This is a genomic window from Ralstonia mannitolilytica (assembly GCF_000954135.1).
In the GTDB taxonomy this organism is placed as follows: Bacteria; Pseudomonadota; Gammaproteobacteria; order Burkholderiales; family Burkholderiaceae; genus Ralstonia; species Ralstonia mannitolilytica.
Genome location: NZ_CP010799.1, coordinates 3,133,013 through 3,159,592, shown reverse-complemented (window position 1 = coordinate 3,159,592; position 26,580 = coordinate 3,133,013). Strand labels below are relative to the sequence as shown.

The 26,580-nt window shown below is 66.9% G+C and carries 21 protein-coding genes and 1 pseudogene; 12 read left to right on the top strand and 10 right to left on the bottom strand.

Features of this window, described 5'->3' with window-relative positions; genetic code table 11:
• Positions 1 to 182 precede the first annotated feature (182 nt).
• From TK49_RS14885 to TK49_RS14865, 5 genes are all read left to right on the top strand, one after another.
• Positions 183 to 2,783 (top strand): TonB-dependent receptor domain-containing protein, encoded by a 2,601-nt coding sequence (locus tag TK49_RS14885; protein WP_045787398.1) that lies wholly within the window; start codon positions 183 to 185, stop codon positions 2,781 to 2,783.
• Between the two features lie 22 nt (positions 2,784 to 2,805).
• The gene (locus tag TK49_RS14880) at positions 2,806 to 3,867 is read left to right on the top strand and encodes a beta-propeller fold lactonase family protein (protein ID WP_045787397.1); all 1,062 of its coding nucleotides are present in this window, start codon (positions 2,806 to 2,808) and stop codon (positions 3,865 to 3,867) included.
• The gene (locus tag TK49_RS14875; protein WP_238587559.1) at positions 3,854 to 4,441 is read left to right on the top strand and encodes a cytochrome b; all 588 of its coding nucleotides are present in this window, start codon (positions 3,854 to 3,856) and stop codon (positions 4,439 to 4,441) included. Before TK49_RS14880 ends, TK49_RS14875 begins: the two co-directional genes overlap by 14 nt.
• A gap of 209 nt (positions 4,442 to 4,650) precedes the next feature.
• Entirely contained in the window at positions 4,651 to 6,405 is a 1,755-nt protein-coding gene (locus TK49_RS14870) for a PQQ-dependent methanol/ethanol family dehydrogenase (RefSeq protein ID WP_045787395.1), read from the top strand.
• Positions 6,406 to 6,458: 53 nt separating this feature from the next.
• Positions 6,459 to 6,806 (top strand): c-type cytochrome, encoded by a 348-nt coding sequence (locus TK49_RS14865; RefSeq protein ID WP_373994651.1) that lies wholly within the window; start codon positions 6,459 to 6,461, stop codon positions 6,804 to 6,806.
• Positions 6,807 to 6,856: 50 nt separating this feature from the next.
• Here TK49_RS14865 and pqqE read toward each other — a convergent pair whose 3' ends face one another.
• From pqqE to pqqA, 5 genes are all read right to left on the bottom strand, one after another.
• A complete protein-coding gene (gene pqqE, locus TK49_RS14860) occupies positions 6,857 to 8,059 on the bottom strand; it encodes a pyrroloquinoline quinone biosynthesis protein PqqE (protein WP_045787394.1) in 1,203 nt (400 codons plus the stop codon).
• Positions 8,031 to 8,303, bottom strand: coding sequence for a pyrroloquinoline quinone biosynthesis peptide chaperone PqqD (gene pqqD, locus TK49_RS14855; RefSeq protein WP_045787393.1), 273 nt, complete (start codon positions 8,301 to 8,303; stop codon positions 8,031 to 8,033). The genes pqqE and pqqD overlap by 29 nt, the downstream gene beginning before the upstream one ends.
• Entirely contained in the window at positions 8,284 to 8,994 is a 711-nt protein-coding gene (gene pqqC, locus TK49_RS14850; protein ID WP_045787392.1) for a pyrroloquinoline-quinone synthase PqqC, read from the bottom strand. The genes pqqD and pqqC overlap by 20 nt, the downstream gene beginning before the upstream one ends.
• The gene (pqqB, locus tag TK49_RS14845) at positions 8,991 to 9,908 is read right to left on the bottom strand and encodes a pyrroloquinoline quinone biosynthesis protein PqqB (RefSeq protein ID WP_045787391.1); all 918 of its coding nucleotides are present in this window, start codon (positions 9,906 to 9,908) and stop codon (positions 8,991 to 8,993) included. Before pqqB ends, pqqC begins: the two co-directional genes overlap by 4 nt.
• A 123-nt stretch (positions 9,909 to 10,031) precedes the next feature.
• Positions 10,032 to 10,106: a pyrroloquinoline quinone precursor peptide PqqA gene (gene pqqA / locus TK49_RS24205; protein WP_009277446.1), complete on the bottom strand. Its 75-nt coding sequence runs from the start codon at positions 10,104 to 10,106 to the stop codon at positions 10,032 to 10,034.
• 105 nt (positions 10,107 to 10,211) lie between these two features.
• On the opposite strand from pqqA, the gene TK49_RS14835 reads away from it, so the two are divergent.
• Positions 10,212 to 11,204: an alpha/beta fold hydrolase gene (locus TK49_RS14835; RefSeq protein ID WP_045787389.1), complete on the top strand. Its 993-nt coding sequence runs from the start codon at positions 10,212 to 10,214 to the stop codon at positions 11,202 to 11,204.
• Here the strand turns inward: TK49_RS14835 and TK49_RS14830 are convergent.
• Positions 11,145 to 13,160 (bottom strand): sigma-54-dependent Fis family transcriptional regulator, encoded by a 2,016-nt coding sequence (locus TK49_RS14830; RefSeq protein ID WP_045787911.1) that lies wholly within the window; start codon positions 13,158 to 13,160, stop codon positions 11,145 to 11,147. The two genes, TK49_RS14835 and TK49_RS14830, sit on opposite strands and share 60 nt — an antisense overlap.
• A gap of 257 nt (positions 13,161 to 13,417) precedes the next feature.
• Between TK49_RS14830 and pedF the strand changes: the two genes are divergently transcribed.
• Positions 13,418 to 13,903 carry a cytochrome c-550 PedF gene (gene pedF, locus TK49_RS14825; protein WP_045787388.1) on the top strand — a complete coding sequence of 162 codons (486 nt, stop codon included), beginning with the start codon at positions 13,418 to 13,420 and terminating at the stop codon, positions 13,901 to 13,903.
• A gap of 61 nt (positions 13,904 to 13,964) precedes the next feature.
• Complete coding sequence (locus TK49_RS14820) at positions 13,965 to 14,846, top strand: substrate-binding periplasmic protein (protein WP_045787387.1); 882 nt, start codon at positions 13,965 to 13,967, stop codon at positions 14,844 to 14,846.
• Positions 14,847 to 14,912: 66 nt separating this feature from the next.
• On the opposite strand, the gene TK49_RS14815 is transcribed toward TK49_RS14820, so the two are convergent.
• The 3 genes from TK49_RS14815 to TK49_RS14805 all read right to left on the bottom strand — a co-directional run bounded on the left by TK49_RS14815 (position 14,913) and on the right by TK49_RS14805 (position 16,857).
• On the bottom strand, positions 14,913 to 15,353 hold the full coding sequence (locus TK49_RS14815; protein WP_233902585.1) for a hypothetical protein: 441 nt from the start codon (positions 15,351 to 15,353) through the stop codon (positions 14,913 to 14,915).
• Between the two features lie 327 nt (positions 15,354 to 15,680).
• The gene (locus TK49_RS14810) at positions 15,681 to 16,469 is read right to left on the bottom strand and encodes a MipA/OmpV family protein (protein WP_045787385.1); all 789 of its coding nucleotides are present in this window, start codon (positions 16,467 to 16,469) and stop codon (positions 15,681 to 15,683) included.
• A gap of 112 nt (positions 16,470 to 16,581) precedes the next feature.
• A complete protein-coding gene (locus tag TK49_RS14805) occupies positions 16,582 to 16,857 on the bottom strand; it encodes a hypothetical protein (RefSeq protein WP_045787384.1) in 276 nt (91 codons plus the stop codon).
• 259 nt (positions 16,858 to 17,116) lie between these two features.
• Between TK49_RS14805 and TK49_RS14800 the strand changes: the two genes are divergently transcribed.
• Positions 17,117 to 17,566: a MerR family transcriptional regulator gene (locus TK49_RS14800; protein ID WP_045787383.1), complete on the top strand. Its 450-nt coding sequence runs from the start codon at positions 17,117 to 17,119 to the stop codon at positions 17,564 to 17,566.
• Complete coding sequence (locus TK49_RS14795) at positions 17,563 to 18,045, top strand: carboxymuconolactone decarboxylase family protein (protein ID WP_045787382.1); 483 nt, start codon at positions 17,563 to 17,565, stop codon at positions 18,043 to 18,045. The genes TK49_RS14800 and TK49_RS14795 overlap by 4 nt, the downstream gene beginning before the upstream one ends.
• On the opposite strand, the gene paeA is transcribed toward TK49_RS14795, so the two are convergent.
• Positions 17,985 to 19,301: a polyamine export protein PaeA gene (gene paeA / locus TK49_RS14790; protein WP_045787381.1), complete on the bottom strand. Its 1,317-nt coding sequence runs from the start codon at positions 19,299 to 19,301 to the stop codon at positions 17,985 to 17,987. The two genes, TK49_RS14795 and paeA, sit on opposite strands and share 61 nt — an antisense overlap.
• A gap of 430 nt (positions 19,302 to 19,731) precedes the next feature.
• On the opposite strand from paeA, the pseudogene TK49_RS14785 reads away from it, so the two are divergent.
• Together TK49_RS14785 and TK49_RS14780 are read left to right on the top strand one after the other, a co-directional pair.
• Positions 19,732 to 22,591 (top strand): annotated as a pseudogene (locus TK49_RS14785) (bifunctional glycoside hydrolase/polysaccharide deacetylase family protein).
• Positions 22,578 to 26,579: a tetratricopeptide repeat protein gene (locus TK49_RS14780; RefSeq protein ID WP_045787380.1), complete on the top strand. Its 4,002-nt coding sequence runs from the start codon at positions 22,578 to 22,580 to the stop codon at positions 26,577 to 26,579. Before TK49_RS14785 ends, TK49_RS14780 begins: the two are co-directional and overlap by 14 nt.
• Position 26,580 lies beyond the last annotated feature (1 nt).

Here is a 26,580-nt window from a genome sequence, read left to right as displayed (position 1 = left end):
GAGCAAGAGAAGAGGAGACACGGCCATGCGCCAACCCAACGCACTGTCGCGCCGCGTGCGCGCACAGGTGTCTGCCCCATCGCTACTGGTGCCTTGCCACCCATAACCCATGCCATGCCGGGTTGCCCGGTGCATCGTCCGCACACGGGGGCACGGCGACGGAACACTTCGGGAGACACACGGTGCATTCGCGTACCAGCCGCCTGTGCAAGGCCGCGCCCCGCCTGAGCGGTGTGGTGCTCGCGCTCGCTGCCGCGGGCCTTCACTCGGGAGCCTGGGCGGAAGACCAGCTTGTTGCGGTGGCATTGCCTGCGGCCGAGGTCGTGGGTGCCACGCCCATCGACAGCATTGGCGTGCCGCTCTCGCAGTTTCCCGCCAACGCCCAGCGCATCAGCGGCAAGGATGTTCGGGAGCAGCGCGCCTCGAACCTGGCGGACGTGCTGAACGAGAACCTCGGCCAGGTCAGCGTCAGCAACGGCTCCGGCAACCCGTACCAGAACGACGTCAACTACCGCGGCTTCCAGGTGTCGTCGCTGCTGGGCGTGCCGATCGGGCTGTCGGTCTACTTTGACGGCGTGCGGGTGAACGAGCCGTTCGGCTCGATCGTGAACTGGGATCTCATTCCCATGAACGCCGTGTCGAGCGTCAACATCCTGCCCGGCTCCAACCCGATGTTCGGGCTCAACACACTGGGCGGGGCGCTCGTCGTCAACACCAAGACCGGCAAGGACCACCCAGGAACGTCGATCGACGTGCTGGGCGGCTCGTTCGGCCGCAAGGCCGTGAGCTTCGAGACAGGCGGTGTTGACGCGTCGCGTGGCGTCGACTATTTCGCAGCCGGCAACTTCGATAAGCAGAACGGCTTCCGCGACCACTCCGGCTCGGAAGTGAAGCAGCTGTACGGCAAGGTGCGATGGCGCGGCAACGAGGGCGCGACGCAGCTGGAGCTCTCCGCTGCGCTGGCCGATACGTCGCTGAGCGGCACGCAGTCGTTGCCGATGGACATGATGTCCAACCGCAGCGCCGCCTATACGTGGCCCGACACCATCTCGAACCGGATGGCGCTGCTGAACCTGAAAGGCAGCCACTGGCTGAACGACGACAACCAGATCGCGGGCAGCGCCTACTACCGCAAGGCAAGCCTGCGCAACGTCAACAGCAACGCCGAGCTGGACGACGGCTGCTTCAACGATGACGGATCGCTCGCCACATCCACCACGGCCGGCGTCACGGCCAACAGGTGTGCCAACAGGGCGCCCAACGGCACCGCCGCGAATGCCGTGACGGGTGCGAATGCGCTGGCACTCGGCTATGGGCGTTGGACCAGCGCGATCAACACCAGCGTGGTGGACTCGGCCACGCACGAAGACACGGTCGGCGCGTCCATCCAGTGGTCGAACTTCGACAAGCTGGCCGGGCACAAGAATGCGTTCACGCTGGGCGCGGCGTTCGACCATACGCGCATCACGTATGACCAGACCACGTACCTGGCCCGGCTGATCAACTACGAGACCGTGGTCACGCCCAACCAGCAGTACGGCTTCACGGGCAACGGGCTGGCACCGTCGGCATCGAACCCTGCGTCGTTTACGGGCAGCAACGTCATCGGCGCGGTCAACCTGTCGTCCAGCGTCAACAACTTCAGCGCGTACTTCACCGATACGTTCAGCGTGACGAAGCGGCTGAGCGTGACGGCCTCCGGCAGCTTCAACTACACCACGCTCAACCAGGGCGGCGCGAACCGGCGGTACCTGAACGAAGACGGCGGCTATGCGTGGACGGACGACGTATCGGGCGTGTCGTACTACAACCCCGATTACGTCAACGCCTACCGGTATGCCAACACGGGGTCTGGCAGCGCGTCCGCCCCGAACGGCATCCCCGACGGCGCGGTGGCGGGCCCGGAAACCAACAGCCTGGCCGGCTCGCACCACTATCACCGGTTCAACCCGGCGCTGGGCTTCAACTACGACCTCGGCGGGGGGCAGGGCATCTTCGGCAACTACAGCGAATCGATGCGCGCGCCCACCTCGATCGAACTGTCCTGCGCAGACCCGAACAGCCCATGTTCACTGCCCACCGGCTTCAACGGCGACCCGGACCTCAAGGCCGTCGTGGCCAAGACCATCGAACTGGGCGGACGCGGCAAGATCGGCCAGTCGACCTACTGGAGTGCCTCGTTCTACGACTCGCGCCTGAGCGACGACATCCAGTTCATCGCCACGTCCAACACGTACGGCTACTTCGCCAACGTCGGCAAGACGCAGCGCCGAGGGTTCGAACTGGGCGCCAGCACGAAGCTCGACAAATGGACGCTGTCGGCCAACTTCGGCTATGTCGACGCGGTCTACAAATCGGCATTCACGACGGCGACGGGCCAGCACGTCGTGAGCGGCAACCGGATCCCGGGCATCCCGGACAAGACGCTCAAGCTCGGCGCGTCGTATGCGTTCAGCCCGAGCCTGTCAGTGGGCGGCAGCTTGATCCTGGTCGGCAAGCAGGTGGCGCACGGCAACGAGAGCAACACCGACCCGAACGGCACGGTGGCCGGGTATGGCGTCGTCAACCTGAACCTGCACTACAAGCCGACCAAGCATCTCGAGATCTCGGCGTACATCAACAACCTGTTCAACAAGCGCTATTCCACCTACGGCCTGTCGGGCATCACGAGCATCTACACGCTGACCACGCAGCAGTTCGTGACGCCGGCGCCGCCGCGCGCGATCTGGATCGGCCTGACGTACTCGTTTGGCGGCAAGGCTTCCGGCGTCGACAAGGACTGACCCCACAGCACGAACGACCACCATGACTGCGTTGACCTACTACCTCCGCATCGCCACGCTGCTCAGCGTCGGCTGGGTGTCCATCCTGCAGGCGGGCGCCGAGGTGCCGGACCCCGTTGCCTATGTCACGAACCAGGGCGGGGGCGTCACGGTGCTGAACGCGCGCACGTTCAAGCCCGTGGCCGAGATTGCCGTCGGCAAGGACCCGCGCGGGCTTGCCGTCACGCCCGACGGGCGCTGGCTGCTGACCGCGAACCAGGGCAGTGCCGATGTCTCGGTGGTCGATACGGGCACGCGCAAGGAGGTCAAGCGCATCCCGGTCGGCCGGAACGTCGAGTTCATGCGCATGTCCCCCGATGGCCGGCGGGCCTTCGTGACGTACGAGCCTTCGTCCGGTGGCGGGCCGCCCGGCAAGAGTGCGCCCGCGCACAAGCCGGACGACGACGCACCCGCGGAAGTCGCCGTCATCGACGTCGGTCAATGGACGGTGGTCGGACGCATCAAGGCCGCGCGCGAGACCGAGGCCATCGAGTTCTCGCCCGACGGCAAGCGGCTGCTGGTGGCCAACGAGGGCGACGACACGGTCGGCATCTACAACCTCGCCACGCTCGAGAAGATGCAGTCGATCGACGTGTCGCCGTTCGGCAACCGGCCGCGCGGCATCAAGATCTCGCCCGACGCAAAGGCCTACGTGGTGACGCTCGAGAACTCGAACAACCTGTTGGTGCTCGACGCGGCGCTCAAGCCGGTCAAGACGATACCGACCGAGCGCGGCCCCTACGGTGTCGCGTTTGACCGTGCAGGCCGTTACCTGTGGGTGGCGGCAAGCCGCGCCGATCTGCTGCAGGTGTTCGACGCCCGCACGCTTGCACCCGTGGGCGCGATTCCCGTCGGCAAGCGCTGCTGGCATTTCAGCTTCACGCCGGACGACCGGGCGCTGCTGCTGGCGTGCGGACGCTCGAACAGCGTGCAGGTCATCGACCCGGGCCGGCGGGAGGTGGCCGAGACGCTACAAGGCTACAAGCTGCCCTGGGGCGTGGTGACGTTTCCGAGTTCCATGGGGAGCCTCGATGCGCCGCGCTGACAGACGGACCGGCATGCTGATGCGCGGCGTGACCGGCACCTACACGCACACGCAGATGGTCCTGCACTGGGTGAGCGCGTTGCTGCTGCTGTCCTTGTTTTCGCTCGGCTATTACATGACAGGCCTGCCCAAGGGCGCGCCGGGAAAAGGGCAGTGGGTCAACCTGCATAAATCGCTGGGGCTGACTGCCGCGCTGGTGATCGCATGGCGCGTGGTCGTGCGGCTTCACCGGCCCGCGCCGGCCCCGCTCGCGGGGCTGCGTTGCTGGGAGGCGGAGCTCGCGCGCATCACACATCGCCTGCTCTACATGTGCATGGTGGTCATGCCGCTCTCGGGCTACCTGGGGTCTTCGTTCAACCAGTATGGGACGCGCTTGTGGGGCATCCCGCTGCCGCGCTGGGGCCGGGTCGACAGTGCGTTGCAGCACCTGTTCTACACGCTGCACGGCATGACGGCCTATCTGCTGCTCGGCCTGGTCGTGTTGCACGTGGCGGCGGTGGTCAAGCACCAATGGTTCGACGCACAGCGATGCCTGCAACGCATGCTGCCGCGGCGGCACGAGCATGCGCCATAGGCGGCCGCAACGGTTGCACAGTTGCGCTGTTCCATTTCGCAACAGAACAAACCATGTGTTCAAGCGTGGCACGCAACAGCGCTGCGGCACGGCTTGCAACACGCGGTTTCCCGGTGTTTCCCGATGGCACGGGATTTGCCCTGGGTTCTGCCGGTGTGACATCACACTGCCGGACCTGGACCACAAAGAAAGAGGTAGAGGAGATAAGAATGAGGACACTACGAGTGATCGCGCTTGCAGCTGCCGTGGTAGCGGCAAGCCTTGCGGCGCATGCGGCGACGCCCCCCGTCACGGACGCCATGATCGACAACGACGCCAAATCCCCCGGCGACGTGCTCAGCTGGGGCATGGGCCCGCAAGGGCAGCGCTACTCGACGCTGACCAAGATCAACACGAAGAACGTCAGCCAGCTCGTGCCGGCGTGGTCGTTCTCGTTTGGCGGCGAAAAGCAGCGCGGGCAGGAAGCGCAGCCGGTCATCCACAACGGCAAGATGTTCGTGACCGCGTCGTACTCGCGCATCTACGCCATTGACCTGAAGACCGGCCAGAAGCTGTGGAAGTACGAGCAGCGCCTGCCTGAGGGCATCATGCCGTGCTGTGACGTGGTCAACCGCGGTGCGGCGCTGTATGACAACCTCGTCATCTTCGGCACCCTCGATGCGCAGCTGATCGCGCTTGACCAGGACACCGGCAAGGTCGTGTGGAAGGAGAAGATCGACGATTATGCGGCCGGCTACTCCTACACCGCCGCCCCCCTCATCGTGAAAGGCATGGTGCTGACCGGCGTCTCGGGCGGCGAGTTCGGCGTGGTGGGCCGCGTGGAAGCGCGCGATGCCAAGACGGGCCGGTTGATCTGGACCCGCCCGACCGTCGAAGGCCACATGGGCTACAAGTACGACAAGGACGGCAACAAGGTCGAGAACGGCATGACCGGCACGCTCAACGCCAGTTGGCCGGGCGAGACCTGGAAGACCGGCGGCGCATCGACGTGGCTGGGCGGCACGTATGACCCGCAGACGGGGCTGGCCTACTTCGGCACCGGCAACCCCGGGCCGTGGAACAGCCACATCCGCAAGGGCGACAACCTGTATTCGTCTTCCACGCTGGCCATCGATCCCGACAGCGGCAAGATCGTCTGGCACTACCAGAACACCCCCAACGACGGCTGGGATTTCGACGGCGTGAACGAGTTCGTGACGTTCGACATGGACGGCCGCCGCGTGGGCGGCAAGGCCGACCGCAACGGCTTCTTCTACGTCAACGACGCGAAGACGGGCAAGCTGCTCAACGCCTTCCCGTTCGTGAAGGTGAACTGGGCCACCGGCATCGACCTCAAGACGGGGCGCCCGAACTACTCGCCCGACCATCGCCCTGGGGATCCGGCTGCCGCCACCGGTGAAGACAAGAAGGGCAAGTCGGTATTCGCCGCACCCGGCTTCCTCGGCGGCAAGAACCAGATGCCGATGGCCTACAGCCCGCAGACCGGCCTCTTCTACGTGCCGGCCAACGAATGGGGCATGGACATCTGGAACGAGCCGATCAGCTACAAGAAGGGCGCGGCGTACCTGGGTGCCGGCTTCACCATCAAGCCGCTCAATGACGATTACATCGGCGCGCTGCGGGCGATCAATCCGAAGACCGGCAAGGTCGAATGGCAGATCAAGAACGGCGCGCCGCTGTGGGGCGGGGTGATGACGACCGCCGGCGGCCTGGTGTTCTGGGGCACGCCCGAAGGCTACCTGAAGGCGGCGGACGCGAAGACCGGCAAGGAGCTGTGGAAATTCCAGACCGGCAGCGGCATCGTGGCGCCGCCCGTCACGTGGGAGGACAACGGCGAACAGTTCGTGGCCGTCGTCTCGGGTTGGGGTGGCGCAGTGCCGCTGTGGGGCGGGGAAGTGGCCAAGCGCGTGAACTTCCTGGAACAGGGCGGTTCGGTCTGGGTATTCAAGCTGCACAAGAGCTGACGTGCATTGCCGATTGCCGCGCGCCCGTAGCGGCGCGCGGCGTCTGCGGCTTCATGGAGTATTCGAACGTGATTACGCGCAATGGAGTGTTTTCGCTGCTCGCCCTCGCGGCTGCAGCCCTCGGTGCGGCGCCCGCGCATGCGGCGCCCGACATGCAGGCCCTGGCGGAGAAGAGCGGCTGCTTTTCGTGCCACAGCATGAAGACCAAGGTGGTCGGCCCGGCGTTTGCCGACGTGGCCGCCAAGTACAAGGGCGATGCCGACGCGCCCGCCAAACTCGCGCAGAAAGTGCGTGAAGGCGGCAAGGGTGTGTGGGGCCGCATCCCCATGCCACCGCATCCGAACCTCAAGGACGACGAGGCCAGGCAGCTCGTGGCATGGATTCTGAACGGGGGTTCCTGACCTGCGTTCGCCAGCACGCTGGGCCGGCGTCATCCGGCCCATTTTTGTCGCTATGCCCGTGTCAGGCGGCGCGAGTTGGCGTCGGTACGGAAGAGGATCGGGACTTCACCAGTGCGGGCGTCGCGCATCTGGCCGAAGCCGTTCACCGCGGCCATCCGGCCTTGCAGTACCACCTTCTGCAGCGCGCCGTGATCGGCGGATTTTCCGCACACCGGATCGGTGCGGGTCGCATCGCCCGTGAGCAGATAGCTCTGGCAGCGGCAGCCGCCGAAGTCTTCTTCGCGCGCGTCGCACGACTGGCAGGGCTCGGGCATCCAATGCGTGCCACGAAAGCGCTGGAAGGCATCGCTGGTCTGCCAGATCTCACGCAGCGGCTGCTGCAGAACGTTGGGCAGCGCGAGCCCCGGCAGCATGCGTGCCGAATGACAGGGCAATGCCACGCCATCAGGCGCAATCCCCAGGAACGTCGTGCCCCAGCCATTCATGCATTTCTTCGGGCGCTGCTCGAAGTAATCGGGCACCACGTAGAGCAACTGGCATCGGTTGCCGATGCGTGTGCGGTAGTCGTTGACCACGGCTTCCGCCTCCCGCAGCTGCTCGAGCGTGGGCATCAGCGCGAGGCGGTTTTCCCACGCCCAGCCGTAGTACTGCGTGTTCGCCAGCTCCAGGTATTCGGCGCCGATCTCCAGCGCCATGTCGATGATGGCGCCCACGTGCGGCAGGTTGTGCCGGTGCATCACGCAGTTCATCACCATCGGGTAGCCGTGCGCCTTGATGAGCCCGGCGATGCGGCGCTTGAGGTCAAACGTGCGCGTGCTCGACAGGAAGTCGTTGAGCTCCCGCGTGGAATCCTGGAACGACAGCTGGATGTGGTCGAGCCCCGCTGCGCGCAACGCACCAAGGCGCTGGTCCGTCAGGCCCACCCCCGAGGTGACGAGGTTCACGTAGAAGCCGAGGCCATGCGCGTGCGCCACCAGCGTCTCCAGGTCCTTGCGCAGGAGCGGCTCGCCGCCGGAGAGGCCCAGCTGCACCGCGCCCAGCGCCCGTGCCTGCGTGAGGACATCGCACCATTGCGCGGTACTCAGCTCAAGGTCGTGCCGCGTGTAGTCGACCGGGTTGGAACAGAACGCGCAATGCAGCGGGCAGCGATAGGTCAGCTCGGCCAGCAGCCACAGCGGCGGCCCCGGCATGGGAGGCGCAGCCGGCATCAGCAGCGATTCGGCCTCAAACGAGCCAGCCGCGTTCGAAGGCATGTTTGACAAAGGCGTGGACCTCCGGCGCGATGCCCTGCACCCCAAAGGCAGACTGCAGGTCATCGATGAGCATGTCGAGGGTGTGGGCGCCGTCGCAGCGCTGCAGGATTGCGGCGGCGCTGTCGTTCAGGGTCACCATGCCCTCGGGATACAGCAGCACCCAGCTCTGCTGCGCGTCTTCCCATTGCAGGCGGAAGGTGCGGTGCAGCGTCGGGCAGAGCGGGTCAGACACGGGTAGCGTCATGGGCGTGGGCTTGTTGAATGGCATCGAGCATCGACCACAGGATGTCGAGCTTGAATTGCAGGATGTCGAGTGCACGCTGCTGTTGCTCGGGCGTGCGGAAATACGCCAGTGTCACGCGCAGGCCATGTTCGACGTCGCGCGAGGCCAGCGGAATGCGCGATCGGAAGTACGCCAGCCCCTCGGGCTGCACCCACGGGTAGTGCTCCGGCCAGCCGGCCAGCCGCTCCTTGTGGATGTCGGGCGCGAACATCTCCGTGAGCGATGAGCACACGGCCTCCTGCCAGGGCGCGCGCCTGGCGAAATTGACGTACGCATCCACGGCAAAGCGCACACCCGGCAGCAGATGTCGGTGGTCCCACAGCGCCTCGCGCGTGAGGCCAACGGCCTCGCCCAGCCGCACCCAGCTCTCGATGCCGCCGGGCTGCGTGTCATTGCCGTCGTGGTCGTGGATGCGCACGATCCACTCGCGGCGCGTTTCGCGGTCGGGGCAGTTCGAGAGGATGGCCGCGTCCTTGAGCGGGATGTTGACCTGGTAGTAGAACCGGTTGGCCACCCAGGTGCGGATCTCTTCGGGCGTGCACTCGCCGGCGCGCATGCGGCGGTTGAACGGATGGTGGATGTGGTAGCCGGCCTGCTTGGCGCGCAGGCGCGCTTCAAATTCTTCGGCGGTCCACGCAACGGGGTGCGTCATAGCCGGATCTCCATGCCGTCGTAGGCCACCTCGATGCCATGCGCCTCCAGCTCGCGGCGTTGCGGCGAGTCTTCGTCGAGGATGGGGTTGGTGTTGTTGATGTGGATGAGGATCTTGCGCGTGGCCGGCAACGTGTCGAGCGTCTCGATCATGCCGCCAGGCCCCGATTGCGCCAGGTGTCCCATGTCGGCCGCCGTCTTGGTGGAGAAGCCGAGCATGCGCATCTCGTCGTCGGTCCAGCACGTGCCGTCCACGAGCACCACGTCGGCGGCGCCGAGTTCATCGAGCACGTGCGGTTCGATGCAGGCCAGGCCCGGCGCATAGAAGGCCCGCTTGCGGCTCTTGCGGTCGACGATGCGCAGGCCGATGTTGTCGCCGGTGCGGCGCGCGTTGCGGCTGGGCGAGTACGGCGGCGCCTTGCTCTGCAGCGGTATGGCGGTCAACGCGACGTCTTCCAGCGGCGGGATGGAGAACGCCGTGCCGTCCAGCGGCAGCACGCGCGTATCGAGCCCGCAGTAGTGCGACAGCATGCGCGTGAGCGGGAACGCGGTCGACAGGTCGCTCAGCACCGCGGCCGAGGCATACACGGGCAGCGCCTGCTGGTGCTCGCGCAGCATCAGCAGACCGGTCACGTGATCGATCTGGGCGTCCATCAGCACGACGCTGACGATGCCGGTGTCGCGCGGCGCGCGCGCCGGCTGCAGCGCGGGGCTGTTGCGCAGCTGCGCGAGGATGTCGGGCGACGCGTTCACCACGATCCAGTGGTGCGCATCGTCGCCGAGCGCGATGGACGATTGCGTGCGCGCCGTCGCGCGGATCGTGCCGCGCCGCACGCCGTCACAGTTGCGGCAGTTGCAGTTCCACTGCGGGAAACCGCCGCCGGCGGCCGAGCCAAGAACCCTGAGTGTCGTCATGATGCAGAACCTGCGTGATGGGCGGATCGAGCAAGAAGCCGGCCAGGTGATGGCGCAGAGAAAAGAAGCCCGCCGTGGAACGTCGGCGGGCCCGCAGAGCGCTGTGTCTTCAGTCGCCTTGCATCAGCGATTGGCGATGTACATCGTGATCTCGAAACCCAGTCGCAGTTCGGTGTAGGCGGGCGTCGTCCAGTTCATGTCTCCTCCTAGAGGGTTGGCATAGTTAGTGAATGCAAGGGCTTGCTGTGCGGCGGGCGCAGGCCTGTTGCCCGACGCCGCCGCAGCGTGTGAAAGGCAACATCCATGCCCGCTTCTGCCTGGCCCGACGAGACGATCCGGTTTGACCTGCGCACCCCGGATGCCCACCGCTTGCACGTGCGGCAATGCGGCCCGCAGCACGGCGAGCCGTGGCTCGTGCTGCATGGCGGGCCGGGCAGTGGCTGCCAGCCCGCCATGGCGGCGTGGTTCGACCCGCTGCGGCATCGCGTCGTGCTGCCGGACCAGCGCGGCGCAGGGCATTCGGCGCCCGCCGGCACGCGCCGCCGCAACACCGTCCCCGCGCTGCTCGCCGACCTGGAGCAGTTGCGCAAGACACTTGGCATCGAGCGCTGGGGCGTGGTCGGCGGGTCGTGGGGCGCGGCGCTTGCCGTGGCCTACGCCGATCGCTTTCCGCAGGCCGTGTCGGCGTTGGTTCTGCGCGGCACGTTCCTCACCGGCTTCGATGATGTGCAGGCGCTGTTCAACGCGCGCGGCGCGGGGCGGGCGCTGCTGCGCGGCACCCGCCGCATGGGGCAGGGCCTGCCGGGGGCGCGCGGGCGGCTCGTTGTTGCGTCCCGACTGTTGCAGCGTGGGACACCTGTTCAGAAATTGAACATTGCCGCGCAGTGGCAGCAGGCGGAGCGCCGTCTGCTGAGGTTGCCGCCCGCGCGGCGGGCCAGGCCGGCACAGCAGAAGCAGATGGACACGCTGCGCAAGTACCAGATCCAGGCGCACTACCTGATGCGCCGTGCCGGCTTGGGCAAACCAGCCCTGCTTGCGGCGGCGGCGCGCATCGGCGCACGCGGGCTTCCGGTGACGCTGCTGCATGGGCAGGACGACAACGTTTGCAGGCCGGCCAACGCGCGGCGCGTGCAGGCCGTCATACCGCAGGCAAGGCTGGTGTGGGTGCCGGGCGGACACCTGGCAGTCGGCAAGATGGTGCAGGCGCTGCGGGCGGCCATCCGCAGCGCGGGCGGTTCAGTCGCTGCGCGCCAAGCCGCCGGCCTCGTCGATCTTGCGGTAGACCGTGTTGCGTGAAATACCCAGCGCCTTGGCCGCCGCCGAGATATTGCCGTTGTGCGCCTTCACTGCCGCCAGGATCGCCATGGTTTCGACATCGGCCAGGCGCGTGGGCTGCGTGCCCGCTTCAGCGACAGGCGCGGGCGATGCCGGCGCCGCGGCGGCATTCGTGGGGGCCGCCGGTGTGCCGTGCCGCGCGTGCCAGTCTTCAAGAAAATCGTCGGGCAGGTGGTCTTCGGTAATTTCCGGCGCCCCCTCGGCCATCAGGCAGGCGGTGCGCAGCAGGTTGCTGAGCTGGCGGATGTTGCCGGGCCAGTGGTAGCTGCGGAACATCTGCGCCACCGATGCGCTGAGCGGCGGCGCGCCGGCCTGGTCCTGCTGCAGCAGCTTGTTGGCCACCGCGTCGAGGTCGCTGCGCTCGCGCAATGCCGGCAGGCGCACCACCAGGCCGTTGAGGCGGTAGTACAGGTCTTCGCGAAACTGTCCGCTGGCGACCATCTCGCGCATGTTGCGGTGGGTCGCGCACACGACCGCCACGTCCACCTGGACGAGCTTGCTGCTGCCCAGCGGCGATACCGCACGCTCCTGCAGCGCGCGCAGCAGCCGGGCCTGCAGGTGCAGCGGCATGTCGCCGATCTCATCGAGGAACAGCGTGCCGCCATTGGCCAGCACCATCTTGCCGATGCCGCCTTTCTTGCGTGCGCCGGTGAAGGCGCCTTCTTCGTAGCCGAACAGTTCCGACTCGATGAGCGCTTCCGGGATCGACGCGCAGTTGACGGCGACGAACGGGCCGGCGTGGCGCGGGCTGTCGGCGTGGATGGCGCGCGCCAGCAGCTCCTTGCCGGTGCCGGTCTCGCCCAGCACCATGATCGTGATGTCCTTGCCGATGACCTTGCGCAGCTTGCCGATGACGCTTTTGATCTGCGCGTCGCCCGTGTCCAGCGCGTCGAGGCTTGCCGCCTGGCGCGCTGGCTCGGCGTAGGCCCGGCGTGCCGAGGCGGTATTGCGCGCACCGGTGGCATCGTTCTCGAGGGCGCCCGTTGCGATCGGGCTGCCCGGCCGTTTCCATTCGACACGGGCGAACACCTTGACGCCGCTGGGCAGCTGCAATTGCACGACGCCCGCCGGCGCGCGGCGCGCCGCGTCCATCAACTGCGACATCGACAGCCCGAACAGCGACGAGAAGGTATGCGCGTGCAATGACCGGATCGACAGCCCGAGCTGGAACTCCCCGCTGCGGTTGGCCGACAGGAACCGCCCCGCCGGCGTGAATGCCGCGATGCCCTCGACCAGCGTGCCGATGAACTCCGGACGCGAATGAAAGTGGATGCAGACGACGTCCTGGAACGCGTTGGCAAACAGGTGGTTCTCGATCATCTGGGCCGACATCCGCACCAGCGCCATGGTGTGCTTGTGGAAACCGCGATGGTCGCCCGTGACGTCGAGCGCACCCACCGTCTTGCCGTACGGGTCGAAGATCGGCGCGCACGAGCACGTCAGGAACCGGTTGGCTTCGAGGTAATGGTCGGCGCCGTGGACGAGCGTGGGCTTGCTCTCGGCCAGGGCGGTGCCGATGGCATTGGTGCCGCGGCTTTCTTCCGACCACGACGCGCCGGGCTGCAGGGCGACCTTGCTGGCCTTCGCGAGGAAGTCGTCGTCCCCGAGCGAATGCAGGATCAGGCCCGACGTATCGGTCAGGATCACCATGCTCTGCGTGTTCACGATCTGGCTGTAGAGCGTCTCCATGACCGGCAGCGCGTGCGTGAACAGCGATTGGCTGCGCTCGATCTGCGTCCTCAGCTCGCTTTGCTGGACCGGGCAGAAATCGGGCGATTCATACCGGCGCAGGCCATACGACTTCGAGCGCTCGTGCGCTTGGGCGATCAGCTCGGGCTGATCATGTTCCGGCGTTTCACCGGGCGTGGCGGGGGCACTGTCGGAGGCGCGCTGGGCGGCTGCCGCGGGGTGGGTCATGGTTGTCTCCTTGAAGTCGCCCGCCATCTGTGAGCGGGTCGCCCGGCTTGCGGTGGTCGGCATGCCGGAAGTGTTGCGCCATGAAGCAAAACGCTTGCCAGCGTGTTGCATTCCTGAGCACCCGTGTCATGCGCGCTGTGGCGTCGGGCGCAAGCCCGTTTGCGATGCCGCCTGTGCGGATCGCCGCGTCAGCACCTTGGTATGGCTTTTGCAGAAATGTCTCCAAAACGCATTTCCACAACACACAGGAGACACTCTTGAAAACGCCACGCAACGTGTTCGCGCTGCTTTCCGCCTGCGCGCTTCTGGCCGGGGGACTGCCCGCCACCGCCACCGCCCACGGCGACGTGACACCGCAGGCCGTGGACACGCACACCTTACCGCAACTCGGCGCCGACTGGCGTCAGGACAATCCATACCGCACGGGGCCCGCGCACGACGAGGCGCAGCGCATCGGTTCGTCTGCGTACAACCAGAACTGCGCGCGCTGCCACGGTCTGGAGGCCATCTCCGGCGGCATCGCCCCCGACCTGCGCAAGCTCGATACCGACTGCATGTCGCTGGCCGACGCCAAGAAGAAGGAGGCCTGCTACGCCGAGGTTTCGCAGTACTTCACGGCGACGGTGCGCAAGGGGCGCACCCGCGACGGCCGCGTCTACATGCCGCCGTTTGAAGGCGTGCTGAGCCAGGAAGCCGTCTGGGCCATCAAGACGTATCTCGAATCGCGCCGCGTCAAAGACTGAGGCCTGGCCGCCCGCCGGCGTGCCCGGCGGTGCACCGGCGCCCACCTGCCAGGAGAAGCCCATGAGCCCCCGTCCGTTGCTGGACATAGGACGCGTCTGCCGCCGCCTTGTCGGCCTGTGCGTTGCCGTGGCCGCCGTTTTCGCGGCCGCCGCGCCGGCGCACGCCGACATGGCGAAGATCCGCGCGAGCGGCAGCCTGAAGATCGCGCTGTACAAGGGGTTGCCGCCGTTCTCGGGCAACGTCGGCGACCAGTTCGAGGGGATCGACGTAGCGCTGGCCCGTGCGCTGAGCAGGCAGATGGGCTTGTCGACCGCCTTGCTGCCGTTTGACGCCAGCGACGACAGCATGTCGGACGATCTGCGCAACATGGTGTGGCGCGGACACTACCTCGGCTATGGCCCGGCCGACGTCATGCTGCACGTGCCGGTGGACCCCGCCTTCATCCGGGAGAACCCGCAGGTGCTGATCTTCGCGCCGTATCACCGCGAGGAGTTCGTGCTCGCGTACGACCGTGAACGCATCCCGCAGGTCAGCCGGTTCGACGATCTCGTGGGCCAGGCCACCGGTGCCGAGGGCGGCTCGGCCGGCGCCAATGCGTTGCTCTCCACCGGCCAGGGGCTGCTGCGCGACAAGGTGAAGATCTACGCCGACGCCGATGCGGCATTGCGTGCGTTGTTCTCGGGCGAGATCGTCGCAGCCATGGTGACACGCGCGCAGTATGAAAGCGCGCTCAAGGCACAGGGCCAGCCTGCCGCGCGTTTTGCCGTCACGCAGCTTCAGTCGCCGCTGCTGCCTGCGCGCGGGTGGGCGATCGGGATGGCGGTGAAGGCGGATCAGCGCGCCCTGGCGCAGGCGCTGGAAGAGGCGCTGAACGCATTGCGCGCGAGTGGCGAACTACAGCGCATCTTTGCGCAGTACGGCGTGTCGATGGTCGCGCCATAGGCGGCACCATGTCGACGTATCCGGCCAATTGGCAGTGCGGACTGCAATCGGCGGCCAGTTCGCGCGCTACAGCTTCTCGCTTGCGGCGTGCTTGGACGGCAACGCACTCACGTTGTCGTCGAACGGGGAGTCGACTGGCAGTTTGGAGAAGTGGTGGATCTTGGGCGCATGCGAGTCGTCGGCCTGCGCGTCGTGCGGCTCGATGAACGACATGGCCGTGCGCCGCTTGATCGCGTGCGGCTCGCGTGCCTGCGATTCACGCCACAGCTCGGCAGTGAACTTCAGCCCTGCGCGCAGCGCATGCGCGCTTTCCTGCTTGCCCTTGCGCTGGTCCGATACGCGCTCGATGCCCTTCTTGACGACGTCTTCCAGGAACGTGATGCGCGCGCGGTAATAGTCGGCGTGCATCTGCGCGTCGAGCACGCGCTGCTCTGCCTGGTACAGCTCCATGCGCAACTCGCTCAGCGCGCGCTCGGCCTGCTTTTCGGGAGAGGGAGCATGGTTCAAGGCCCAGTTTGCAATCCACCGCAACATGGTCAAGCCCTCCTGTCTTGCGGGCGTGTCGGTTTCATGACGGACACCGCTCGCCGCCCACGCGCCGATCGGGTTGATCGCCGCTTGCAGAACAGACTATCAAAAAAGCGAGATCACTTGCGCTAGTCCAGGTGCATGCCTGTTGCGAAAAGGAAGCATGGTCCGTTTGGGTGAGATGCACGCTGCGCAACTTCTGGTGTGATGTCCGGATTGGCTCGCGTAAAACCGTTGCCGAGGCAAGCCGCGGCGTGCGTTGCGCAAGCGATTGCGCCGCGTGGGCGCACACGTGCGACGGGGAATTCAGCGGAAGCGGTACGTCAGCGACGCCATCGCCGTGGTCTGCTGGCGGCGCTGCGTGATGGGGCTGCCTGCCGCATCGCCGCGCAGCCGCGCAACCGTCACCGAGCCGTTGGCCGTCCAGCGGTCGTCGAGCTTGCAGCTGACGATGGCGTTGACGTGCAGGTCGCGCACGCCGGCATGCGTCACGAAGACAGGCAAGCCCGAACGCGCGCTCTGCCCATCGTCCACGCCAAAGAACGTGCGCATGTACTGGCCGTTCGTCCAGGACACGCCCGTGCCGAGGCTGAACAGCCAGCGGCCGACCGGCGCACTCGCGTAGGCATCGGCATTGGCGATCAACCCTTGGCGATTGCCAAGAATGTCCTGCTCCGCATCGGTGGACAGCGTGAGGAACGACACTGTGACCTGCGCGAACGCCTTCGCGCGCACCGTGGCGTTGACATTGCCGAGGCCATTCAGCCGCGCGTCGTCATGCGCATGGCGCCACGTCGGGTCGAACTGGAAGTTGCCGCCCACCTGCCACGTGTCGTTGTTGGCGAGGTACACGCCGGCAAAGTCCATCCCCTTGGAAAAGAACCGATGCTTGTACTCGATCTCCTGATCGATCCACGGAAACACGAAGCTCGATTTCGCGCCCGGATATCTGGGCGACACGTAGACCGCCGGGCCGACGGCCACGCTCCAGTCGGATGAAGGCGCATCCGCCACCGAGGCCCGCGCGGATGTCGCGCACAGCGATGCGGTCACGAGGCAGGCAGGCAACGCAGAGGATGCGAGACGACGCAGCATGGGAAGGGCGCGAGCAGAAGTGGAGGGCGCGCCATTGTAGAGCACCGATGCGGCCGCGCGCGCCAATGGAAAACGCCGGGCGAGCCCGGCGTTCCTGACGGCAAAGCGAGCCTTATTGCTTGGCCGGCTCGGCGGCCTTCGGGGCCGATGCTGCGTCGGTCTTGGCTTCCGACTTGGCGGCAGCCCTGGCCTTCTGGTGTGCGTGGTGCTTCTTCTTGGCGTGCTTGGTGTCGGCCTTCGGCGCGGAGGCCGTATCAGCTGCCGCAGCCGTGGCGGCCGGAGCCGAAGCAGGTGCGGCGGCCGGTGCGGACGCGGTGCCAGCTGCGAACACCGGGGCTGCGAAGGCACCGGCAACGATCAGGGCGGCCAGGGATTGAGCGACTTTCATGTGAGACTCCTTGAGCGGAACAAGCGGGATAGTGGCGGGACTCCAGATACATGGATCTCGTCCCATTTGCGATCCATGTCTCCAAAAACGCCCCGCATTGCGGCCGCGATGACCGCCGTTTGTAAGCGTTCTTCCCGCGGTGTAAGCGGGCGTAACGGCGCACTGGCCCTCGGTGCTGCGCAGCGCTTCTCCCGGCGGCCTGCAAAATCGCGCTAAAGTGGCTTGACTTAGAGTGCGCTCTAACTCCTAAGCTGCGTTCATGACCACTTTCCTGACCATCGCCCAAGTTGCCGAGGCTACGGGCCTGTCGACGCACACGCTGCGCTATTACGAGCGCATCGGGCTGCTCGACACCGTGCAGCGGCGCGATAACGGCCATCGCGTGTTCCGTGCGCAAGACATGTCGTGGCTCGCGTTCGTGCTGCGCCTGCGCGACACCGGAATGCCGATTGCGCGGATGCGGCAGTACGCGGCGCTGCGGCGGCAGGGCGATACCCTGGAGAGTGTGTCGGCGCGCCGGCGCCTGCTGGAAGAGCATGCGGCGGCGCTGGAAGCGGAGCTGCGTGCCCGGGCCGAAACGTTGGCCGTGCTGCGCGCGAAGCTCGTCGTCTACGACGACATCCGGGCCCGGATCGAAGGCGCGGATGATGTGCGCGGCTCCCCTTCCCCATCTCGCCAACCTAAACGCCAATTGAGAGGAAGCGCATGACCCCGATCACCCGCATCGCAGACGCCGCACCGCAGGCCGCACACCAAGCCAACCCGCAGAACGACCGCTACGCCCGGGGCTGGCAAAAGCTCAAGGAGGTCGATGATGTGGCCGGCGAACGCGTGGTCGAGGCCATGGCCGACATCTCACCCGATCTCGGCCGCTATATCGTCGAATTCGGCTTTGGCGACATCTACAGCCGTGCCGGCCTGACGCTGCGCGAGCGCGAGATCGCCACCATCGCCGCGCTCACGGCGATGGGCAACGCGACGCCGCAGCTGAAGGTGCACATCGCGGCAGGGCTGAACGTGGGCCTCACGCGAAATGAGATCACCGAGACGATCCTGCAGATGGCGCTATATGCCGGCTTTCCGGCGGCGCTCAACGGCATGTTTGCCGCCAAGGAGGTGTTTGCCGATCACGATGCCGATGCCGCCGCGCCGGCGGGCGGGTCGATGCGGCGCGAGACGAGCAGCTGATCGATGCGGTGGTTGTCGATGTCGAGCACTTCAATGTGCAGCGGCCCGATGTCGACCGTCTCGCTCTTCTTCGGAATGCGCTTGAGCGCATAGATGACCAGCCCGGCAAGCGTTTCGACATGATGTTCGCCGGGCAGGTCGTCCAGGTCGAACGCGCGCTTGACGTCGCCCAGCGGCGTGACGCCGTCGATCAGGCACGAGCCGTCGTCGCGGCGCACGATCTGTTCGTCTTCGCCGAGGTAGAGGATGTCGCCCATCACCGCGCCGACGATGTCATCGAGCGTGACCACGCCCACCACCAGCCCGTATTCGTTCACCACCGCGCCAAAGCGCTCGTGCATCTCGCGAAAGCGCGTGAGCGCCTGCGACAGGTTCAGCGTGTCGGGCAGCACCAGCAGGTTCTTGTCATAGTGCTTGCCGAGGTTGCGGATCACGGCCGACGACTCTTCCGAGAGGATTTGCTGCAGGATGTCCTTGGACGCGATGAAGCCGAGCACGGAATCGATATCGTCGCGGCAGACGAGGTATTCCGCGTGCGGCTGCGCGATGATCTTCTTCTTGATGGATTCCAGCGGCTCGTCCACCGTGAAATAGACGACCTCGTCGCGCACCGTCATCACCGAGGTGATGGTGCGCGACTCCAGCTCGAACACGTTCTCGATCACGGCAAGCTCGTGCTTGCGCAGCACGCCGGCCTCGGCCCCCGCGCCCACCATGGCAGTGATGTCTTCCGTGGTGATCTGCTCCACCCGCTGCGTGGGCACCCCCAACAGCTTCAGGAACACGTCGGCCGTGCCGTTAAACAGCCAGACGATGGGCCGCAGCACCCGCAGGCATGTCTGCATGGGACCGATGATGCCCATGGCGCAGCGCTCGGGGTAGAGCACCGCCAGGCGCTTGGGCAGCAGGTCGGCAAACAGGATGAACAGCCCCGTGACGATGATGAAGCCGGCAATGTTGGCAATGCGTTCGGCGCGCCCGGCCGGCAGCCAGTCGCCCAGCCATGCCGCCAGCGGCGCGGACACCTGGCTGTCACCGATGATGCCGGCGAGGATGGCGACGGCATTCACGCCGATCTGCACCACTGTAAAGAAGTTTCCTGGCATGTCCTTCAGCTGCAGCACGCGCAGGGCGCGGTTGTCGCCGTCGTCGGCCAGGGTTTGCAGGCGCGTACGGCGCGAGGCCGTCAGGGCAATCTCGGAGGCAGAGAAGAAGGCGCTGATCAGCATCAGCGCAACAAGCGTGAAGGCAGACATGATGTGGGGGCGGGCGGCGCTGCAGCATGGCCCGCTCGGGCGGAATGTGGCTCCGGCTCATCATGGTGCAGCGCCGATTGGTTTGTCAAACCGCTCCCAACGATGCAGCGCTGGCGACAATGCAAACAATTGTCTATGTCAAAGAGGGGGGTGCGGTCAACAAAAAAGTGGTTTGCCCGGTGCCCGCACCATCGGCGATACTTGCGCTCTCGGACATACTGTCTCGATAAGCCTTGCGGGGCCTGCATCTTGGGCTGGCGGTCGAGAACTCAGCAGATGTTCCGGCAGGCGCAACCATAAGCGTCAATTTTCCGTGCCGGCGTAGACCGGCCCAACCGATGCACACAGTTGCATACCGGAGTCGCAGTTCATGGGGATTCTCAGCCGTCTACAACGGCGCACCGGGGGGAAACGGGGGAATGCAACAAGGATGCTCAAGCGGTGGGCCGTGCTTTGCGCGGCTGCGATCAGCCTGACGCCTTGCGTGTCGATTGCGCAGCAAGCGACCGCCACTTCCGGTTCCGGTGCGCTCAGCGCTGCGTCATCAGCGGTCGCCTCGCCGAATATCGCGTGGTATTACGGGGACAAGCCGCCTGTGGCGCAGCTGCGCGCCTTCGATGTGGTCGTGGTGGAGCCTGACCACGGCTTCGACCCCTCCCGCTGGAACACACCGCACACGCAGTGGTTCGCGTATGTCAGCGTGGGCGAGGTGACGCCGCAGCGGCAGTGGTACAAGGCATTGCCGAAGGCCTGGCTGCTGGGCGACAACGCCGCGTGGGCTTCGCGCGTGGTCGACCAGGCCCAGCCCGAGTGGCCGGCGTTCTATGTCGAGCATGTCATCAAGCCGCTGTGGGACAAGGGTTACCGGGGCTTCTTCCTCGATACCCTCGATTCGTACCAGCTCGTCGCCAAGGACGATGCTGCACGCGCTGCGCAGGAAGCCGGCATGGTGCGCACGATCCGCGCGATCAAGGCGCGCTATCCGGAGGCGAAGCTCATCTTCAACCGCGGCTTCGAGATCCTTCCGCAGGTGCATGGCCAGGCGTACGCCGTGGCGTTCGAGTCGCTGTATCGCGGGTGGGATCAAGGCGCCAAGCAGTACAGGAACGTGAGCGACGCCGACCGTGCATGGCTGATGGGCCAGGCGCGCACGATCCGCGACGAATACCACCTGCCGGTCATCTCCATCGACTATTGCCCCGCCGCCGACCGCGCCTGCGCACGCGAGACGGCCCAGCGCATCAAGGCACAGGGCTTGATTCCGTATGTGACCGATCCGGAGCTTTCGACCATTGGCGTGGGCCGCATCGAGGTACTGCCGCGCAAGGTGCTGATCCTGCAGGAGCGCGACCCCCGCAACACGATCGACACGAGCGAGGGCGTGCGCTTTGTCGCCATGCCGCTCAACTTCCTCGGCTACGACGTCGAATACGCCGACATCAACAAGCCGCTGCCCGCCGACGTGCCGCCCGACCGCTACGCTGGCGTGGTCGTGTGGGTCAATACGAGCCCGATCAAGCAGGTGGGGGCGCTGACGTCATGGGTGCGGCAGCGCATCCGAGACGGCGTGCGCATCGCCTTCATGAACCAGTTCGGCATGCCGGCCGATGCGGGCATGGCCAGCCTGCTCAAGCTGCAGCTTGTCTCGGGGCGCGCCACCGGCCCGCTGACCGTGGTGTCGCAAGACAAGATGATCGGCTTCGAGATGGCCCCCCGCCCTGAGCGGCGCGAGGCTCAGCCGATCCAGGTGGGCGCGCATGGGCAGTCGCTGTTGCGCCTGAAGTCGGGCAATTTCGAGTTCGATGCCGCGGCCGTCACCGAGTGGGGCGGTTATGTGCTGAACCCGTACGCGGTGTTTTCGATGGACACCCTCGAGCAGGCGCGCTGGATCGTGCAGCCGCTCGAATTCTTGCGCCGCGCCCTGGCATTGCCCGACATGCCCATCCCCGACGTGACGAGCGAGAATGGCCGCCGGCTGATGCTCGTTCACGTGGATGGCGACGGGTTTGCTTCGCGCGCCGAGTTTCCTGGCCCGGAGTATTCGGGCGAGGTGCTGCTGCAGGACATCTGGGACAAGTACCGCATTCCGACCACGCTGTCGGTGATTGAAGGCGAGGTCGGCTCCACGGGCCTGTATCCGAAGCTCTCGCCGCGCCTGGAGGCGGTTGCGCGCAAGATGTTCGCGCTACCGTACGTCGAGCTCGGCTCGCATACCTACTCGCACCCGTTCGACTGGAGCCGCACGGTGCTGGGCGCTGCATCGGCGGGGCCGGGCAAGGATGCGGGCGGCGGCGACACGGCCTTCGCGCTGACCATTCCGGGCTACAAGTTCAGCCTGGAGCGCGAGATTGCCGGTTCCATCCGCTACATCGACGAACGCCTTGCGCCGCCGGGCAAGCGCGTGAAGATCCTGCAGTGGTCGGGCGACTGCCAGCCGCCGGACGTGGCGGTGCGCATGGCGTGGCAGGCCGGCGTGGTCAACATCAACGGCGGCGACACCGTCATCACGCGCAGCTCTCCGTCGTGGACGGAGATCGCGCCGCTCGGCATCGACAAGGGCGCGGGGGCCTACCAGGTGTTTGCGCCGAACCAGAACGAAAACGTTTACACGAACGACTGGACCGGTCCCTTCTACGGTTTCGACCGGCTGATCGAAACGCTGCAGATGACCGATACGCCGTATCGCTTCAAGCCCATCAACATCTACTACCACATGTATTCGGGCACCAAGCTGGCGTCGCTCAAGGCCTTGAAGAAGGTCTACGACTACGCGTTGTCGCAGCCCGTGCTGCCCCTGTACACCACCGAGTACGTCGCCAAGGTGCTCGACTTTCGCGACATGGCGATCGCGCGTGACGGCGACCAATGGGTCGTGCGCGGCAACGGTGACCTGCGCGAGCTGCGCTGGATGGCGCCCGGCACGCCGCGCCTGGCCGACGCACACGGCGTGACGGGCTATGACAAGGCCGCCGGCGGCCTCTACATCCACCTCGATGACGGTGCCGCGCGCTTTGCCATGACGTCCGCCGCCGAGCCCGCCCGCCTGCCTTACATTGCCGAGGCCGCCGCGTTTGTGCGCAGGTTCGAGCGCACCGGCAACGGCATCTCGTTCGAGGTGGGGGGGCTATTACAAGCCGTTCGTGCGCGTTGCCAACGCCGGTGCATGCCGTGTGAAGGTCGACGGCGCACCCGCCCGCGCCGGCCGTGGCCAGGGTGACAGCCTGCGCATCGACTTGCCCGGTGGCGCCGCCCAATCCGTGACTTATCAGCGCGTCGATGTGGTCTGCTGACCTGCCCCCCCGTGAACGGCTGCTGCCGCCCTGGCTGATCGGTGCGCTCGGTGCGCTGATCGGGCTGGCGCTCGCGCTGATGTTCCCGCGCGAGCGGCTGGAGGCGCGCCTGCTGGAGGGCGGCAAGGTCGATGCCCTGTCGGTGGCGTATCTCGAAGCGTGGCTGCGTGTCCGCCCGAACGATGGCGAGTTCCTGAGCGTGCTGGCTGCGCAGTACGTCCGCACCGGGCGCCTGGACGAGGCTGAAGCCATGCTCGTCCGCATGCGTGCGCTGCACGACGCATCGGTCGACCGCGAAGCGCTCTTGCTCGAGATCGCCATCCGCGAACAGCGTGCGTATGCGCTGCAGCCGAACGATCCGCAGCGTCTTGCCATGCTCGATGCGTTGCGCGGGCTCCTGAAGCAGGCACAGGGGTTCCAGTGGACGGCGCCGGAACTGGAGGTACTCGCCGCCAAGGCTCGCGCGCTGGATCAGGGCGCGATCGCGGTGCAGTTCTATCAGCGTCTCGCCAGGCAGGACGTCGCCCGCGCGTCGCAATGGCAGGCGCGCACGGCGGAGATCGCGCTCGGCGTTGGCGAATATCGCGCCGCGGCGGAGGCCAACTTTGCCGCGCAGGCCCAGGCCAAGTCGATCGACGCGCAGCGCCGCTACTTCATCGCCGGCCTGCAGGCCCTGCAGGGCGGCAACCTGCTCAACGACGCCATGGCCGAAGCGCAGCGGCGCGCAGGTCCGCTGCTCGACGATGCCGAAACGCTGCGCTTTCTCACGCGCCTGGCCCTGGCCTGCAACCGGCCGGATCTGGCCGACCAGTACGCGCGACGCCTGCTGCATCTGTCGTGGCGCGGGGCAGAGGGGCAGCCCGCCCTGGTGGCGGGCACGGCGCCGCACGAGTGGACGTTTGCCGGCCGCCCGGAGCCGCTGCCGACGCTGGCGGACGTGGTGTTCATGGATGGCCCGCAAGGCCTCTCGCATCCGCAGCGCCATGCCGCGCGCATCCGCACCGTGGCCGAGAGCGCCGGTCCGGCGGGCGAGGCCATCGCACGTGGCATTGCCCCCTTCAATGCAGACGATTACGACCTCGCGTATCGCGTCTTCCTGAGCAGCGGGAACCTGCGCGACGCCTTGCGCGTGGCAGAAGCGGCCGTGCGCCAGCGCCCCGACCTGAAGATCTGGACCGAGCGCGCCGCGCAGGTGGCCGAATGGGATCGCCAGCCGATGGCGGCGCTCAAGTACTGGCTGGCCTACGCGCAATCGAGCGGCGACGATGCAGCCTGGCAGAACGTCCTGCGCCTGGCGCCGGCGCTCAATGAAGACCACGCCTATCTGGCCGCCCTGCGTTACGAGGCCAGCCGCCAGCCGGGCGACATGAAGCTGCTCGACCAGGTCATCGCGGCGTATGAGCGCTTGGGCGAGCCGGAGCAGGCGCTGGCCTATCTGACCGGCATCGCGCGCGGCGCGCATCGCCAGGCTGTGCTCGAGCGCTATGCCATGCTGGCCGAACGCGCCGGCAAGGACGACGTGGCCTACGATGCCTACGTGCGCCTGCAGAAGGAATTCGGCCCCAACGCCGGGTATGCGCTCAAGCTCGCGAACCTGCTCTACGTGCGGGTGCGGTTCGAGCAGGCGCTTGCCGCCATGCAGGCCGCGCGCAACGTGGCGTCGCCGACGGACGATCTCTACTGGCGCACATTCGCCCAGCTCGCGCGACTGAACCAGCGCGACGACCTCTCGCGCGAGGCCTATCGCCAGCTGCTGATTGGCGGCAACGTGCAGCCGGATGACCTGGCGACGATGATCGACTTCTACGACGGCAGCCCCATCGACGCCGGCCGTCTGGCCGAGCTCGCCTTCCGCAAGGACGGCACGATGACCCAGCTGCAGCAGGCCATCTACTACTACACGCGGGCGCGTGCGTTCCGCCGCATCGACGCGCTGCTGGCGTCGCTCAGGCCGGAACAGCGGCGCGCCGCCGAGCAGTCCGCGGGGGTGCTCGGAGCGCGCGCCGAGTATTACCGCCTGAGCGGCCGCTGGGATGCCGCCATGCGCGATCTGCGCCGCGGTGTTTCGCTGCCCGACGCCGGCAGCGACGTGAAGGCCGCCTACCTGTGGAGCCTGCTGGATTCCGGCCAGAACGGCGAGCTCAGGCGCGCCCTGGCGCGGTGGCGTGGCGAGGCCGAGAACGACTCCGCCTACTGGGCCGCCTATGCGGCAGCCGGCCTGCAGCTGTTCGATGCCAATCTTGCGCTGCATTTCCTGGGCCGCCAGGGCAGGTCGATGCAGACCGATCCGCTGTGGCTGCTAGCCTATGCCGACGCGCGCGACATGGCCGGTCAGGCCGATGCCGCCTGGGGCCTGCGTCGCGAGGCATGGTGGCTGCTGTGGAAGGCGGATGGCGCGCGCGCCGCCAAGCCGTCGGGCGCCGCGCCGGCCGCCCGCCGCACGGGCACGCGCGTCACGGTGGGCGAGGACGATGCCGTGCCGCTGGAACAGGACGCACGCACCGAGCTGCGGGCGCGCCGTGTTGCGCTGGCCCAGACGTTCGCGTCGGGCGACCTGTCGCAGCGTCTGCTGATCGAGTTGCTGCGTGACGATCGCCGCGCCACGAAGCAGGCGCGCGAAGGCGGCCGCTCCGCCATGGCCCAATCCGAACTGGGCGACATCGATACGCTGCCGCCCGAGCCGCCCGAAAGCCCGGCCGACAAGCGCAAGCGCGACCCCGTGAGCGACCAGCTCGTTTCCGCCGTCGCCAAGGAGGCCGCGCTGGGCTGGGCACTGTCACAGGAAGCGAACGATCTGGCCCGCGCCTGGCTGCTGCAGCAATACGCCCGCCGCATGACGCGCCCGGCCTATGCCGAAATCTCCATCGCGCTGGCCGAGCGCGATCTGCAGACGCTCAATCGCCTGCTCGACGACACGCCCGATCGCATCCCGCTGTACAACCGTATCGACGCCAATGTGCTGACGGACCGCCTGGGCGAGGCCCAGCGCCTGTCGTTCGAAGGCTTGTCCACGGCACCCGACGACGAGCAGCTCCACCAGCGGGTGCGGGAAACGCTGCTGACCAACGCGCAGGCGCTGGAGCCGCGCGAGACCTGGTTCAAGCAGGCGCCGCTCACGTACTTCGAGACGAGCGCGGCCGCCGGCATCCGTCTGACCGACCACGCCAGCGCGCTGCTGCGCGCGACCCAGCGCAACCAGCGCTCGACCGACGACACGCAGCTCACCGGGGTGCCGGCGCAGGACCGCAGCGTCGACTGGATCTCGCAGTACCAGACGCAAGACACGCAATGGAAGGGCACGGTCGGCTGGCGCCAGGGCCTGGCCTCGTTCTATGCATTCCGGGTGGACGGGCTGCTCGGGCAGGCCGGACCGTTCGGTACCGAGCTGTCGGCCGGCCGCAACCAGCCCGCCAACGAAACCACGCAACTGCGTGTGGGCGGCGTGAAAGACCTGGTGGCGATCGGCGGCAACTGGCGCCTCACGCAGCGCGAGTACATCCGCGCGCGTGTGGAGGGCAACCGGTTCTACGGCCAGGATCGCTCGTTCCTCGGCAGTGGCATGGTCTTCGACGCCGAAGCCGGTTACCGCTTCCGCATGGAGTATCCGGACTACACCGTCCGCGTGGTCGGCACCCACGCGCGCTACAACGCTTCGGGCACGCCCAGCGCGCTGCTCGGACGCCTGCTGCCGAGCGGGGCGACGCTGGAGGCCGATGCCTTCATGCCGCGCTCGTTCACGCAATTCGGACTGCTGTTCGGGTTTGGCACCGACTATCTTGAGCGCTATACGCGTGCGTGGCGGCCGTTCATGGACGTCGGGGTGCTGCGTGACAATCGCGAAGGGTGGGGGACGCAGGTGCAGCTCGGCGTGGCCGGCAGTGTCTTCGGCAACGACCATCTGGCGCTGGTGTTCAGCCATGCCTCCATCACGCGCGCGGGCACGTCGCCCATGACGGAGATCGGGCTGCGCTACCGCTGGCTTTACTGAC

Coding starts and splice junctions, on each gene's coding strand:
- TK49_RS14870 (WP_045787395.1), top strand. CDS start 4,651: ATGAGGACACTACGAGTGATCGCGCTTGCAGCTGCCGTGGTAGCGGCA.
- TK49_RS14795 (WP_045787382.1), top strand. CDS start 17,563: ATGACCCCGATCACCCGCATCGCAGACGCCGCACCGCAGGCCGCACAC.
- TK49_RS14875 (WP_238587559.1), top strand. CDS start 3,854: ATGCGCCGCGCTGACAGACGGACCGGCATGCTGATGCGCGGCGTGACC.
- pqqE (WP_045787394.1), bottom strand. CDS start 8,059: ATGCCTTCGAACGCGGCTGGCTCGTTTGAGGCCGAATCGCTGCTGATG.
- TK49_RS14800 (WP_045787383.1), top strand. CDS start 17,117: ATGACCACTTTCCTGACCATCGCCCAAGTTGCCGAGGCTACGGGCCTG.
- pqqB (WP_045787391.1), bottom strand. CDS start 9,908: ATGACGACACTCAGGGTTCTTGGCTCGGCCGCCGGCGGCGGTTTCCCG.
- TK49_RS14810 (WP_045787385.1), bottom strand. CDS start 16,469: ATGCTGCGTCGTCTCGCATCCTCTGCGTTGCCTGCCTGCCTCGTGACC.
- TK49_RS14880 (WP_045787397.1), top strand. CDS start 2,806: ATGACTGCGTTGACCTACTACCTCCGCATCGCCACGCTGCTCAGCGTC.
- paeA (WP_045787381.1), bottom strand. CDS start 19,301: ATGTCTGCCTTCACGCTTGTTGCGCTGATGCTGATCAGCGCCTTCTTC.
- TK49_RS14820 (WP_045787387.1), top strand. CDS start 13,965: ATGAGCCCCCGTCCGTTGCTGGACATAGGACGCGTCTGCCGCCGCCTT.
- TK49_RS14865 (WP_373994651.1), top strand. CDS start 6,459: ATGGAGTATTCGAACGTGATTACGCGCAATGGAGTGTTTTCGCTGCTC.
- pqqC (WP_045787392.1), bottom strand. CDS start 8,994: ATGACGCACCCCGTTGCGTGGACCGCCGAAGAATTTGAAGCGCGCCTG.
- pqqD (WP_045787393.1), bottom strand. CDS start 8,303: ATGACGCTACCCGTGTCTGACCCGCTCTGCCCGACGCTGCACCGCACC.
- TK49_RS14780 (WP_045787380.1), top strand. CDS start 22,578: ATGTGGTCTGCTGACCTGCCCCCCCGTGAACGGCTGCTGCCGCCCTGG.
- TK49_RS14830 (WP_045787911.1), bottom strand. CDS start 13,160: ATGACCCACCCCGCGGCAGCCGCCCAGCGCGCCTCCGACAGTGCCCCC.
- TK49_RS14835 (WP_045787389.1), top strand. CDS start 10,212: ATGCCCGCTTCTGCCTGGCCCGACGAGACGATCCGGTTTGACCTGCGC.
- TK49_RS14805 (WP_045787384.1), bottom strand. CDS start 16,857: ATGAAAGTCGCTCAATCCCTGGCCGCCCTGATCGTTGCCGGTGCCTTC.